Origin of the sequence: Ruegeria discodermiae, assembly GCF_030758345.1 — a bacterium.
GTDB lineage: Bacteria > Pseudomonadota > Alphaproteobacteria > Rhodobacterales > Rhodobacteraceae > Ruegeria_C.
This window is the reverse complement of sequence record NZ_JAVAMO010000017.1, coordinates 44,775-58,312: the sequence shown is the minus strand read 5'-3', so window position 1 is coordinate 58,312 and position 13,538 is coordinate 44,775. Positions and strand designations below refer to the sequence as shown.

The 13,538-nt window shown below is 59.3% G+C and carries 6 protein-coding genes and 1 pseudogene; 3 read left to right on the top strand and 4 right to left on the bottom strand.

What is annotated here, in order from left to right; genetic code table 11:
• The first annotated feature begins 2 nt into the window (after nucleotides 1-2).
• The 3 genes from Q5Y75_RS23725 to Q5Y75_RS23715 are packed head-to-tail and all read left to right on the top strand — an operon-like array spanning nucleotide 3 to nucleotide 8,484.
• Nucleotides 3-2,687: a hypothetical protein gene (locus Q5Y75_RS23725; RefSeq protein WP_306202189.1), complete on the top strand. Its 2,685-nt coding sequence runs from the start codon at nucleotides 3-5 to the stop codon at nucleotides 2,685-2,687.
• Nucleotides 2,687-7,153, top strand: a complete 4,467-nt coding sequence (locus Q5Y75_RS23720) for a hypothetical protein (protein ID WP_306202187.1) — start codon at nucleotides 2,687-2,689, stop codon at nucleotides 7,151-7,153. Before Q5Y75_RS23725 ends, Q5Y75_RS23720 begins: the two co-directional genes overlap by 1 nt.
• Nucleotides 7,150-8,484, top strand: a complete 1,335-nt coding sequence (locus Q5Y75_RS23715; protein ID WP_306202185.1) for a hypothetical protein — start codon at nucleotides 7,150-7,152, stop codon at nucleotides 8,482-8,484. Before Q5Y75_RS23720 ends, Q5Y75_RS23715 begins: the two co-directional genes overlap by 4 nt.
• 364 nt (nucleotides 8,485-8,848) lie before the next feature.
• On the opposite strand, the gene Q5Y75_RS23710 is transcribed toward Q5Y75_RS23715, so the two are convergent.
• From Q5Y75_RS23710 to Q5Y75_RS23695, 4 genes and pseudogenes are all read right to left on the bottom strand, one after another.
• Entirely contained in the window at nucleotides 8,849-9,373 is a 525-nt protein-coding gene (locus Q5Y75_RS23710; RefSeq protein WP_306202184.1) for a helix-turn-helix transcriptional regulator, read from the bottom strand.
• Between the two features lie 107 nt (nucleotides 9,374-9,480).
• Nucleotides 9,481-10,155, bottom strand: a pseudogene (locus Q5Y75_RS23705) (IS6 family transposase); the annotation flags it as partial.
• 123 nt (nucleotides 10,156-10,278) lie between these two features.
• Complete coding sequence (locus Q5Y75_RS23700) at nucleotides 10,279-11,025, bottom strand: response regulator transcription factor (RefSeq protein WP_306202181.1); 747 nt, start codon at nucleotides 11,023-11,025, stop codon at nucleotides 10,279-10,281.
• Nucleotides 11,022-13,394 (bottom strand): ATP-binding protein, encoded by a 2,373-nt coding sequence (locus Q5Y75_RS23695; RefSeq protein ID WP_306202179.1) that lies wholly within the window; start codon nucleotides 13,392-13,394, stop codon nucleotides 11,022-11,024. The genes Q5Y75_RS23700 and Q5Y75_RS23695 overlap by 4 nt, the downstream gene beginning before the upstream one ends.
• Nucleotides 13,395-13,538: the final 144 nt, after the last annotated feature.

Sequence of the window (13,538 nt, the reverse complement as noted above, 5' to 3'; positions counted from 1 at the left end):
ATATGAGCGTCGGAAAATTCGCCTTTCTTCCCAACCTTCGCAGCGGCGCGGCGGCGGATGCCGACCTGGCCGGTATCCGGCAGCGCCTGAGCTATGATCTGGAGATTCTCGGCAACGGCAGCGTCCAGGGGTCCGCCGTTCCGGTTTCATCAGACTTGATGGGGCCGGGCGACGTGATAGGCCTCGACCCAGGACAGATCATGCGAGTTGAGCCTGAGGATGCCAACAAAGGCTTTGAGCCCAACTATTTCCCATTCGTCCAGCTGAAGGACGCAGACCTTCCCTGGCGCTACACACTGGACAGTGGCGCGGTGAACCGCCTGACCCCCTGGCTTGTAGCCATTGTGTTGAAACGCGATGAGTTCAGTTATCTCGATCAGGGTTCTGCCTTGTGTCCGCGGATCGAAGTGGCGTCCGCCGAGGCGAGCCTGCCCAATCTGGCCCATGCCTGGGCCACAGCACATGTGCAGGTGGACATGGACGGGGTCAGCGGTACTCCGGGAGAAGTGCTGCACAACGATTCCGGGCGCGGGTTTTCGCGGCTCTTTGCCTGCCGCAAGCTGGAACAAAGCACCGCCTACACGCTGTTTCTGGTTCCCAGCTACAAGGTCGGCCTCGATGCGGCGCTTGGAGCAGAGCCCGACCCCGGTGATGGCGCCGCTCTGGCCTGGAATCACGCGAGTGGTAACGCGGTGATCCTGTCCTACTACTACCGACACACGTTCAAGACCGAAGGCGGCCAGGATCTGGAGGCGCTGCTGCGCAAACTCCGAGCCATCCGTGCCGATGAGGCCGACGAAGCGGGCGCACCGCTCTGGGTCTCTGGCGAGAATGTTGGGTATTATGAGGGGCTTGTCTCGGCGGGCTACATCTTTCCCGCCCAAGCGGCGCTGCGCCAGCCGGATGCGGTCGTGCCCAAGACGGACACGCCGGACAATCTTGAGGATCGGATGGTCGCCACGCTTGCCACCGTACTGACAGATCGCGATGGAGATGTCGACGGCAAGGGTGAGGACCCATTGCTGACCTTCCCGGCCTACGGCGCACGTTACGCAGCAGCCGAAGAAGTATCGAAACAGCGGGCAAGGCTGGGGTTTTGGTTTGACCGAGTCAATCTGGACCTCAAGTTCCGTGCCGCAGCAGGGCTGGGTCACGACATCGTTCGCGCCAATGACGAGCATTTCGCACAACTCTGCTGGGAGCAGTACGACGAAATCCTGGCCGCCAATCAGGCCTTGCAGCAGTTACAGGTGGCAAGCATTCTGGCCAGGCGACTGGACGCCAAGCATTTCAGCCGTCTGGCGTCCGAGACGGCGGTCCAGCTTTCCCAGCCGTTGACGGCGTTCGTACGGGTGGACCCGTCAGATGACACCGCACCTTCGGTCAGGATGCGTTTTGAGCAAATGCGGCTGCCCGAGGGCTTCACTTCGCTGTCGCTGCGCCGCACGCTCTCCCGCAAGCCCCAGCGCAGTGACGGGGGCGGACGGGTTGTGCCGATGGCTGCGCTGCCGGGCGATGAAACCCCCAGCGCCAGCGCCAAGCCGCGTGAGGATGGCGCATTGTGGCGTCGCGAGCAACGGCTGGCAGAGGGCGGTGCACGCGGCGAAGTGGCGAAGGCGATGGAGGGGATCTTCAACCCCGAAACGCTTGGTCAAAAACCGCGGCCGCAAGTACCTGGAGCTGTCGTCGGCAGCTATGCGTCGGCTGAGATGGCAAAGCTGGTCGGCGACAAACTGGTCGCCCTGCCCCGGCAGAAGGCCGACCACCTGATCGCCGGCCGCACGGCGACGGAGGAAGAGGTCGGAGGCATTATCTGGCGTACGCCGCGCGTGCCGGAGCCATTGATCGACTACCTGATGCGCATCAGCCGCGACGGTGTGCTGTCGAACGCAGCGGCATTGCCCGAAAACACCGTGTCGTTCTACGAAGAAAACCGTCATTTCGTCGAGGCGCTGATGGTCGGTGCGAACCATGCGATGAATGAAGAGCTGCGCTGGCGCGAGTACCCCACAGACATGCGCGGCACCGTCTTTTCCCGGTTCTGGAACCGTGGCGCAGCGCCTGAAGATTCCGGAATGGACGACATCATCGAAATCCGGGAGTGGACCAAGAAACTTGGCACTCACTCGAACCCGGCTGACGCCGATGGCAAAGCCAACCTGGTCGCTGTCATTAAGGGCGAGGTCGTGCGCAAGCTAAAAGACCCGCTGGTCGTGATCAGCATTGCGGCTGGCGACGAATGGGACCCAAACACGGCGGAGGATCACGACCCGGTCTTTTTCGGAAAGATCGGGCGAGATTGCGTCTATTACGGGTTCGACGTCAGCCGCGACTTCATTACGTCCGACCCGATAAGGGACCGCGCCTATTTTGCCATCTACGAACCGCCAGCCAGGCTGCGTTTCGGCCTCGACGTTGGCAACACAGGCATCCGCGCCTCTCGTCCGCTGGTTCCGGACGAGGTGCTTGCCATGGAGACCCCGCCGGCGCTTGAAACCTGGGATGACCTATCCTGGGCACATATGCGGATCACCGACGCGGATTACGTGGATTTCAGCAAGAGGCTGACAAAGCCAGCGCAAGAGACGAAGAACTATTGGAACCAGAACAAGCAATCGGCCGGATTGGCGCGCTCTTTCTGGCAAAAGCCGCTGGCCGCCTTGCTGCCGCTCGGGAGGGTGTTGTGATGAAACGACCGAGCCGCAAACCGAGTTCCCCAAAAAAGCCAGCCCAAAGCGAAGGAAAAACCACAGGCGGCGTATCGCCGTCAGGCGACGAGCGCAAACCTGGGGGCAACGGACCCAAGCTGGTCAAGGCGCCTCTGATGCTGATGCCGATGCGTCTCGAGTACCGGCTGGTGAGCGTGCAGGACAATCTGAACGTGCTGAGCCCGCACCCTGACGCTAAGAGGCTGATGGACATGCGCGAGAATCTCAGCCTGACGGATCCGAGGGACGAGAAAGCGATGGACGCAATGAGCGCGGATATCGCCGAGCTCTCGGCGGCGATCAGCGAGGCGAAGCCAGTTATTGAGCCTGCCAAGCTTCAAGCCGAGCGCGAACTGTGGATACGCTGGTACCCGGACGACAATTTCGCGGAGGCTGGCATAGCGCCAATTTCCGAAGACGAAATGACAGCGCTAAAGGCGGTGCTGGACCATCCCCTTGCAAATGATTGGCCGAAAGTTGACGATCCCGGACTGGTCGCCGTCTGGTCTGAGCTGGTCGCGATGACTGGAATGTCTCGCGCAGTGCATTTGATGCGTACGCAGGGCCAGGGCGGCGATCCATTGTGGACAAGCCGGATCGGCCGCATTCCTGCGTTACCCAACCGGGTGGCGGTGTTCGCGATGATCCAGGGCGATATGATCCAGCTGGGTGAAGGAGCAAAGATCTCGCCAAACAAGGACTGGGGCGCAGGTCAGGTGTCCTACTCTCCGACCGCTCTCGGTACTGCAAGCTGGGTATCGGATTTCGAAGCTGCAGTGGCGCTTGGTATGGGAGTCAAGCTGCGCGATCCAGGCGCGATCAAACAGGCAGTTGAGGCGAGCTGGCTTGTATGCGTCGGCCTGAGCGACGAAAGCGGAACCGAGACGATCACCCAGTGGCTGGCCGACCGCGTCGCTGGTGGCGGGATCAGTTACCTGCCACAGGACACGCCCACCAATAACACACCGAACGCGCTGGCGGGTCCTGATGATGGCGAAAGCGCCTACGCTAAACTGAGCCCCCACACGAGGTGGGAACTCGGACTCACACAGAAAGAAGGACTTGGCGCGTCCTTGCTAGCGGACGCGCTCGGCCTTGAGGAGAGCGCCGCGATGCAGGCCAGGGGCGCCGACGAGGCTGGCCACGCCGAGGCGGCGGCAATGATCCGTGTCGTTGGCCCGGCGCTGATGGATGATGCGCTGGCGGCAACCTCGGCAATGAACAACGTGACCGACACTAGCTTTATAGAGCTTCTGGCGCAGCACGTTCACGTTCGCGGCCTCCTTCCCAGCCTGAAAGTAGGCAATGGTGCCTATGGCGTGCAGCCAGTGACCGACACTCTCGTGAGCCCGGCTGGCAACTACGAACTGACGAGCGCCGAAGAGGCATATCAGGAGTTCATCCGCCAGTACACAGAGGGTGTGAAAACCCTGCTGATGCGGGCCTCGGACGGGGTGACGCTGCGGATTGAACCGGATGATCCGGACGCCTCGGAAAAACTGACGGATATCCTCCAGACCTCGCGGGTGTCGCGGCGGATTGATGTGGCTGACGAGGGTGAGCACGAGGTGAGCGGCTTGGGGTGTCCTTATGTGGAAGGCGTCGGCGACGAACACATGCCATCCGCATACCTACGCGATCTTGCAGAAGAGGAGCTGGACGATCTGCCCGAGCCTGATGAAAATGACACTGCTTGGCCCCTACTCTACCGGCTGGCGCATCTGAGTGCGATGCGTAATCGCGTGCTTGAAGTAGTGAAAGGCACCACCGGATTTGTCGGGCGCGGCAATCTGCGCCAAGTTCAGGGCGGCTGGAAATCTGGCCTGAGCCCCTCGCAGCGTGCCGCCGTGAACACGTCGCTGAGCCATTCGGTAGCGAGTTTCAGGCAGGCTTCAAACCAGACACTGCATACAATCCCGAGTGCGATTTTGCCGCAGTTGCGCTCGGTGAATGCCCGCTTCGGTGATGCGTTGTTGACTCTGCGGGGGGTCGCGGCGCGCAGTGATGGTGCGGCAGAGCTTGAGACACTGATGATGGAGGTGGTGGACTTGTTCCAGCATCGCCTGGACGCGTGGATCACCGGTTTGGCTTCGATCCGGCTCAAGCACCTGCGCGACGATCATCCAGAGGCAGGTCTGAAACTCGGCTGGTACGGAATGCTCGGGAAGTTGCGCGAAACCTCGGCCACCGGCGGCAGCGACGGCTACATTCAGGCGCCGGGGCAGGCGCAGGCCGTGAGCGCGGCGATCCTGCGATCCGCATATCTGCGCAACCGGGCAGAGGGTGCGTTCGAGATTGACCTCAGCGCCCGACGCATGCGCTCTGCGCTGAAGCTGATGGACCACATCCGTCACGGCGTGCCGCTGCCCGAAGCACTTGGCCTGCGGGGTGAGCGTTTCTTGCGCGATCGGGGCAAGACGTCGGTGACTTACGAGCTGCGCGAGAAGTTCCCCCTGGAAAATGTCGACGCGGACGGAAAAGGCAAGCGTGGCCCGATCGGGCGGCGGTGCTTTGACGGTCTTGCTCTGGTCGAGGCTACAGGCGAGCTCACGCCAGAGCAAAGAGATGTCAAAACCCGGCTTGCAAATGATCTGGATGCGCTTTCAGACGTGGTTGTGGCCGAGGCCGTGCACGCCCGTGCCGGCGGCTCGGCTGAGGTCGCTGCGGCATGGTTGCGCGTCTTGTCCGGTGGACCGATCCCGCACCGACCCGAATTTCTGCGGACACGACGCAGCGGTCACGCATCGGACTACCGGGTTTCACTACTTCTGCCACAGACGGCGCCGGCGAAGATGGGCCCGCCACTTGCCATGGCGGAATACGGTCTGGCGGCGATGATCAACCAAGTGGTTCCGAGGCTGGACGAGGTCCTTGCTACCGCATCGCTCATTCGGGATGGCGAGGTTCTGCACAAGGTCAGCGTTTCGATCGGCAAGCACTTGGAACTCGACGGTGTCCATCTGGGCAAGCTTGGCGTGGACGCACTGCAACGGCGTATCGAGGCGTATGCAATTGCTCACTATGTGGCGAATACCCGGGTCGAAGTGATGTACAAACAGGGTTGGATGCCTGACCGTCAGGGCCTTGTGGCGGCAGGCATCGTAATCGAAACCGAACTGGGCAAGGCGGCCGAGGCAACGGAAAAGGCAGCGGGACTCTGGCGCATGGCACATGCAGGCCAGCCACTATCGCCCGGCGACCTTTCCAACGCCGCTGATCCCGCGCATCCGCTGGACGAAACTCAGCATATTTCTGCGCTGATGGGTGCTGCGGTCGATATGTGGGCGCGCGCCGAGCGGTTGGAAACGGCCCTGAGGGCAGAACGGAGAAAATATGCCTCGCTGCTAAAACGCATGTTTCTCGCTATTGCCGAGCGCTACGAGAAGCCGGGAGCGGCGTGGGGCGAATCCCGGTCGAACGATCGGCGTTTACGCCTGCAGGTGGTAAAGCTGCATAGGTCTCTCGCCGCGCTGGAACGATGGTCTGTTAACGGCGCGGGCCAGCGTCCGGCGCCGGAACGTCTGACCAAGGACATGGTCGGTTGGGAAACAGCCCTAAGGCAGAGTCTGTCAGCGCTCGACGCGCGGCTTCGCGACCTCTCAAAAGCACGCAAAGGCCGGGCCGGCTCGGCAGCGAACCTGTCCGAGGCGCGGGCCGAACTGAACGCCTCGATGGCAGCAGTGCGCTTGATCACCGGTGTCGAGACGTTGGCGCTGTTCCCGGTTTATGGCAAAAGCGCGCCGTTGAGGCCGCTGCTGGAGGCACAGCAGGCGGCGAGTGATGCGCTTGGTCCCTGGCCGCAGTACCGCGTACGACTTGCGGCGCTTCTTGAAGAGGTTGGCCAAAGCCATTCCGGCTATGCGGTGAGTGCTGGCGCGACTGCGGACGACGCCGACGACGAGTTGAGTGATACGCGCGACGAGACCCTTGCACCACGCGCTTACCACCGTGGTATTTTTCTGTCGAAAACAGATGATCTGGGCGCGGCGACGATCAGCGGACTTGTCGTTGATGAATGGGTCGAGAAACGACCCAGTACCCAGCAGGACGCCGCCATCGCAATCAACTATGATACGCCGCAAGCGGAGGCGCCCAATGCACTGGTGCTCGCCGTCCCAGAAGATCCATTTGCCCCGCGCTGGGACACTTCACACGCCGCTGCAATGGTTGGCGAGATGATTGACCTCTTGCGCATCCGCGCCCTCACCACGCAGTCGACCCCTCTGACCGACACGATTCTTCCGCTTTCCAACCTCGTGGCCCATGTCGGTAGCGGTGCTGACGAACGCCCGCGCATTCCGGAGGCGAAATTCAAGTCCGTGTTGCACGAATGGTTCTCTGCGCCCGGCGTGCACAACGTGGTTGACGTGAGCAATCTGCATACCATCGGTGAGAACTGGAACCAAACCAATCGCTTTGGCCGCAATAGGAAGCAGGGATCATGAGCACCTCGGGATCACAGCAGCTTTTCAGCACCAATGTATCGGCTGATCTGAACACGGCTTTGGAGGCGCGCACCAAGGACCCGCTCTGGTACCTGGCCCGGCAGTGGCAGCTGGGGGAATTTGAGGCTGAAACCGGCGGTTTGCCGATGCAGGTTCACGTAGAGGCCCGCATATATCCGCTGGAGACCTGCCGGGTTGGCGGCCGAAGTGTGGATGTTTCGGCGCACGCTCCGCTAGAGTACCTTGTAGAATCCGAACCAACCGGCCCGACGGTGCGGCCCGACGGCTGGAAGCCGTCTGCGCTTGAGTATGGTTTTAGCCTCTCAACCGATCGGCACAAAATGGAGGCGCGGGGTTACGATGGCCGCGCGATGGATTGGCATGATTTCAGCCTGACGCTCCAGGGCGGGTCGCCGGGTGAAGAACAAAGGCTAGAGATGGTTCCCGGTCAGCTTCAGATTCGAGGGGTGCCCGAACCACGATTCTGGGAGATCGAGGATCGCGAAGCCTACTTCGATTCAGGAGAGGGTGCGGAACCAAACATACTCTCCCTTCTGCTGCCGGAGTTTTTCTACACCGACATGAAAAACTGGTACACAATCCCCGCGCCAATGCCGTCAGGCGCTGTGCGCGAGATTCAAGACGTTCGTGTCGTCGACAGCTTTGGCGTTGTGTCGTCGGTCGACCCCGTCGGAGCCCGGTCAGCGCCCAGAGACGATCCTTGGTCGATCTACGCTATGGATCTCGGCGACGAGGAGCGGACAAATTCCTCGACGCTGTTGTGTCTCAACACTGCAGCCCGTGTAGGTGAAAATGATCTTATCGAAGAGGTACGCTTCCTGCGGGACGAGGCCGCGAATTTGGTCTGGGGTTGGGAACGGCAACTGACTGGCTCGGACGGGCTCTTTGCAACCGTCCTTGAGCCCGGGGAGGCGATCCATGCGGATGAAGCTGACGCGCTAGCCTCAACCGCAGATCTTAGATTCCGGTTGAAGTCCGAAACTGCCCGGTCGTTCATCCCGTACCTGCCGCGACAGACAGCCGGTGTCCCTGCGGTCGATGGCGACATCGCGCTTCGCAGGGCGCGGTCGAGCGAGGCTTACTCGTCAAAAAATCCCCAGTACCGGGGCGAGATAGTTGCCGAGAGCCTATATTTGAACGAGGAAGACGTTCCACGGTCAGGAGTCAGGGTGCGGCGCCTCCATCGCTTTGCACGAGGAAGCGATGACGAGGTATACTTCTGGATTGGCCGCGACCGGAATATCGCCGGTCCAACCAAAAAGCCGAAGCTGACCTTCGACGATTTCCTGCCGGTCACTGCCGATAAGTGAGCTAGATATGCACGCCGCGGGCCCGGAAGGGCGGCAATTCAAGCATCCCCGGACCCGTTCACTGCCCGATTAACCGAGTGATACCGCGTGGTTCGCCACTCGATGACGATAGTGTGTTGAGCGCCTTCGGTTGGTTTTGTTGAACTTCACCCCGTTCACCCCGGCGAAGGCGATCTGTTGCCACTGAGGAGTGGAAAGAATGTGGGGATCAAGCTGTTCGGATCGGCTTTGTCTCTAAGTATTGTTCAGAGGGCTGTGTCGCAAACTTTGGCCGCCATACAGAATCCTTCTTCGATGCCGAGGTGCACCCACCAAAGGAGACATTCGCCGCGCCAGCAAAGTCTGCACCTGCTTTCATTCTCCGTTATTGAGCAGTGACATGAAGCTTTCGGTCGGCAAGGACTGCACCCGACCTACGGTTGTCCACACCCATTTTCTGAAAGACTTGTTCGAGGTGTTTGTTCACGGTCCGGGCGCTTTGTGATAGGATTGCGCTGATGTCGCGGTTGGTCTTGCCTAGGGTCAACCAGTACAGCACTTCGGCTTCGCGGATTGTCAGGTTGAATGCGCTGCGCAACACGTCTTCGTTGCTATCGGTCCGTTGCGGTACCAGCTTGACCAGCACTTCGCGCGCAGCAGAAAATCCGATGAACTGTACCGCCAGGGAATGCGTCAAGCAAGGGCTCACCGCCGAGACGGGTTGCTCGACGCAGTCGCGCAGCCACATTCTGAATTCTGTACTGTCCAGATCCAGACCGCTCTGCGTCACCATCTGCATCGCCTTGTCCGACCCCCAGAGCAGTGCTGCATCCGTGTCAAAGGCGAGCACCGACCGGTCAAAAGCATCTATGGCCTGTCGGGCGCTTTTCAGCAGCCGCGCGTTGATCACATGAGTGGTCAGGCGTGCGATCATCTCTTCGATCACCACCGGTTTGGGGCTTTGTCGCAAACTCTGGCGTCGGTCAAAGCTATCGCATTGGCAGGCCGCCGTTTTCCAGCGAGCTCTGCAAATTGACGGAATCCGCTTGTCGAAGCTCCCAGCTGGCCCTTGCGGATCATGTTGGCGGTCTCGATGCCTGCAAGTTTCGCTGCTGCTGAGACGAAGCTTTTGAAACCGAGCATAGGTCTCGTGAGCCGCTTGATGAACCGGTGGTCCTGCTCCACAATGTTGTTTAGGTATTTAGATCTGACAGTGTCGATCTTAGCCGGTATCCGCAATCGCTTGAAGATCTTGTTGACCTCTTTGATCCCGGCCGCGTTGCTCCTGCTTTTGTCAATTGTGATCCGTTTCGGGATGCCATTGTGAAACAGCGCATTGGCGAAGAATTTCTTTGCAGACTTTGTGTCTCGCTTCTCGGAAAGCATGAAATCAAGGGTTTGCCCGTTGCGATCTACGGCTCGGTACAGGTACACCCATTCACCACGAACTTTGATATAGGTCTCATCTATACGCCAGGATTCAGCGGTATTGGCCTTCCGTTTCTGAGCTGCGCGAGCGGCCAAGGGTGAATACTTCACAACCCAGCGATTCAGCGTCGCATGATCAACCATCACCCCACGTTCTGCCATGATCTCTTCCAGGTCACGGTAGGAGACGCCGTACCGGACGTAGAAGTAGATCGCTAACAGGATCACCGATCGCGGGTAATGCGCACCTTTGAAGTCGATCATCGGACATTCCTAAACTCTGTCAAAGACCAGCCAGCCATTGGATCAAACCGCGCGAAGGTGCAACACGCCGACCAAAGTTTGGGACACAGCCAGATAGACTGCAACAGAACCCTGCGCGACGGGTTATGGCCCTTTCGCGCCTTTAGCTTCGTTCTCGATACTCAGCATGTAGCCTGTGCGATGGACTGTCGTGATTTCGGCCGGCAAGCCTTTGATATACCGCCGCAACCGGTTGATTAGCACATCAATAGTACGATCGCCCGGGCTCCACTCGCGGGCGCACACAAACTGAGATAATTCGTCCCGGGTTCGGACCTCTCCCGCGTTCAGCAGCAAAGTATGCAGAAGACGGGCTTCCGCCGGGGCCAAGATGGCCGCAGAACCGTCAGCCTCAAGCCGGCGGCTGCGCGGATCGAAAGTCATCCCCGCTGTTTCAAAACGTTCATGACCCGGACTGGAGCTCATGTTGGCTGTTGCGCCAAGTAATTGCCGTATCCGGCTGCAGAGTTCCAGCGGGTTGAATGGCTTGGTGATGTATTCTTCGGCACCCAAACCAAGACCCAGGAGCTTGTCTCGCGTTTCATCCATCGCGCTGAGAATCATGACGGGGCAATCATTCGCCTGCTTGATGGTCTGCAGGAGCAAAAGCCCGTCACTGTCTGGCAACCTGCGGTCCAGTAGTACAAGGTCAAACTGTTCATTTGCTAGCTGATCTTCGGCATCACGGGCCGATGAAACGATGCAACATTCTGCGTCTGCTGTTCCGACAATATCGCGCAGCATGAGTTGGACGATGGGGTCGTCTTCAATGCATAACACCTTGCTTTTACAGGTATTCGATTGCCGCGCCGATAGAATTTCCGTCGTCATTCTGCCTCCCAGGCCGACTTCAGCCGACGCCAAGATGGAATCTGATCCAAATCCTTGTCCAGCGCAGGAAGAAAAGAGGTAAGGCTGGCTACGGCATCCGTGTTGTAAGCCTCCTCAAGCCTGCGCAGCAAGGGTTCCAGTTCCGTCAAGCCAAGAACCGCGCAGCTTCCGGCGTGACGGTGCGCCGCTAAGGCCAATGCCTCCCGTGACGTGCCCGAACCGGATCCGACCAGCATTTCGCGAAAATTCGACCAGCTTACTTCGAAAGCAGCGATCATGGCTGCGACCGTTTCCTGTGCCAACCCCTGCAGACCCTCGAACTCCTCTTGGGTTGTGGATAATGTCGCGTAGGCGCGGGATCGCGATCCGAAAATCGCTGACGCCAAAGTCATTTGACCGGCGGGCTTGGCAAGAACTTCGTCAAATTCGGCTTTCTGCCCGGCCAGCCCGTCCACGTTCGCCGTCAGCGCAAGAAAACGCGCCGCCGTTCCTGTCTGACGCTTAAGCTCTTTCACCAGAGAGGGGCCGTCGCCATCCGGCAACAAATAGTCGACGACAAACACATCGAACTCAGCATGCCCCGCCACTTCCAGCGCTTCGCGCACCGATGCTGCTCTGGTGACCACAAGACCGATGCGGTCCAGCTGTCTCGAAGTGACAAGGGCACCTATCGGGTCGTCATCTATTAGAAGACAGAACCGGACCTCTGGGCCCGTGTCGTCTGATTGCTTCGCAACATTCGGATCATCGGTCGAACGGCTCCGCGCCTGCATCAGCGGTATCTGAAACGAAACACATGTACCGTCGGGGCGGTTCTCATAGCTGATTTGACCCTTCATCGCCTCGACCAGGTATCGAGAGATCGCCAATCCCAGCCCTGAACCACCGTTTCCGGTATCCCGAGCGATGGCCTTTTGAAACGAGCTTTGCAAGGCGGCGGCAGCGGCGGGGGGAATACCCGGACCGTGATCCGTAACCTCGCAGTGCAACAGATTCCCACCAGTCTCGTCGATTGCGCATCGCAGCGCCACAATAACACCCTGTCCGTCATCGGCTTTTTGTGCGTTAGACACGAGATTGCTAAGAACCTGCTGTGTCATCCCCCAGTCAATGCGAACGGACTTTGGAACATTGGCGTCGATTTTCACCTCGAGTGGAGATTGCGTAACGTTCTGCCCAACTGTGGCTATATCTCGGAAAACTCGGATCTCCTCCTGCAGGTCGGTTTCCGTTGGCCGCGGCACTGGGGGTTCGTTCTCGAATTTGGAATAGTCCAGCACATTGCTGAGAGTCTGCAGCAGCGATTTGCCTGCCCCCTCTATGATGTCCAAATAAGTCGAGGCCCCGGTCCGGTCCGCTGTCCGCAACAATTCGGCAGCCCCGAGAACGCCGTGCAGCGGTGTGCGGATTTCATGGCTCATTGTCGCCAGAAAGCGCGACATTCCCTGTTCGGACTGGCGCGCCTGCTCGGCCTTTCGCTGCAAATCGGTAACGTCGTTCAACAGAACAACATGGCCAATTGCCGTATTCTCGACCGAGTCGTGCAGCGTCCGCATAAGAATGTCGAAACATCGCGACCCACCCAATGTGTCCAGCCAAACAGGCCCATCCGAAGACTGACCAAGTGCCATGACCTGATCGACAACAGATTGCAGTTTTTTCTTTTCACGGCGCATCGAGCGCAAATAGATGATCTCTCCGGCCTGGGCATCGCGCCCGAGAAACAGCTCGGCCGACGCCTGATTGGCGTTCACCAGACGACCGTCGCGATCCAATAGGAAAGCCGCGTTCTGCAAGCTCTCGAAAATCGCAAAATACCGGTCCTTTTCCAACGTGATCGCGCGCGACCGTTCCTGAAGCTCCCGCAGGCGCAGATTGTCGCTCTTGTCGTTCCAGTCTGCGCTTACACTCAGCTCAACCTCATCGAAATAATCCCTGACCCGATCCATCTCCTGGGCACTGACGCCGCCGGGCATTTGACTGAGTTCTAGGAGATAGAGGTTCCGGAAATGTTTGAACAAGCCCAGATACATCTGAAGCGTTATACCGAGGGCTCGATGCTGTCGCGCAATCATGCGCATGCGGGAAAATCGGGGATCCTGCGCATAGTTCAGTGTTGCTATGGGACCTGCTGGCAAGTCCGTAGACTGAGCAAGATATTGCGCCAGTGAATCCGTCACGCTGACAATAGCCTCGACCCAGGCGGCCCGGATCGTGGTGGTGAACGGCGCATAACCGTTTGATTTCGCAATCTCGATAGACTGATCCACCAACGGCTCAAGGCGCTGTGTCAGAAAATCCGTCAGCGCTGTGATCTGGCTGTTTCGCCCGAACCCGGGCGAGGTGGCTTGATCTGTGTCGGTTGTCATGTGCCGTCAATACTTTGGCCCGCCCTTCACGCAGGTCTTGGCATCAATAACAGCACTATTATTAGTCTCCGGGAACCCCCATGGACCGATGTTAACAACTCGTTTACATCTCTTAACAACTTCGCTGCCTTTGCGCGCCTGCCA

Excerpts from the sequence above, each read along its gene's own strand:
- Q5Y75_RS23725 (WP_306202189.1), top strand. The coding sequence starts at position 3 with ATGAGCGTCGGAAAATTCGCCTTTCTTCCCAACCTTCGCAGCGGCGCG.
- Q5Y75_RS23720 (WP_306202187.1), top strand. The coding sequence starts at position 2,687 with ATGAAACGACCGAGCCGCAAACCGAGTTCCCCAAAAAAGCCAGCCCAA.
- Q5Y75_RS23715 (WP_306202185.1), top strand. The coding sequence starts at position 7,150 with ATGAGCACCTCGGGATCACAGCAGCTTTTCAGCACCAATGTATCGGCT.
- Q5Y75_RS23700 (WP_306202181.1), bottom strand. The coding sequence starts at position 11,025 with ATGACGACGGAAATTCTATCGGCGCGGCAATCGAATACCTGTAAAAGC.
- Q5Y75_RS23695 (WP_306202179.1), bottom strand. The coding sequence starts at position 13,394 with ATGACAACCGACACAGATCAAGCCACCTCGCCCGGGTTCGGGCGAAAC.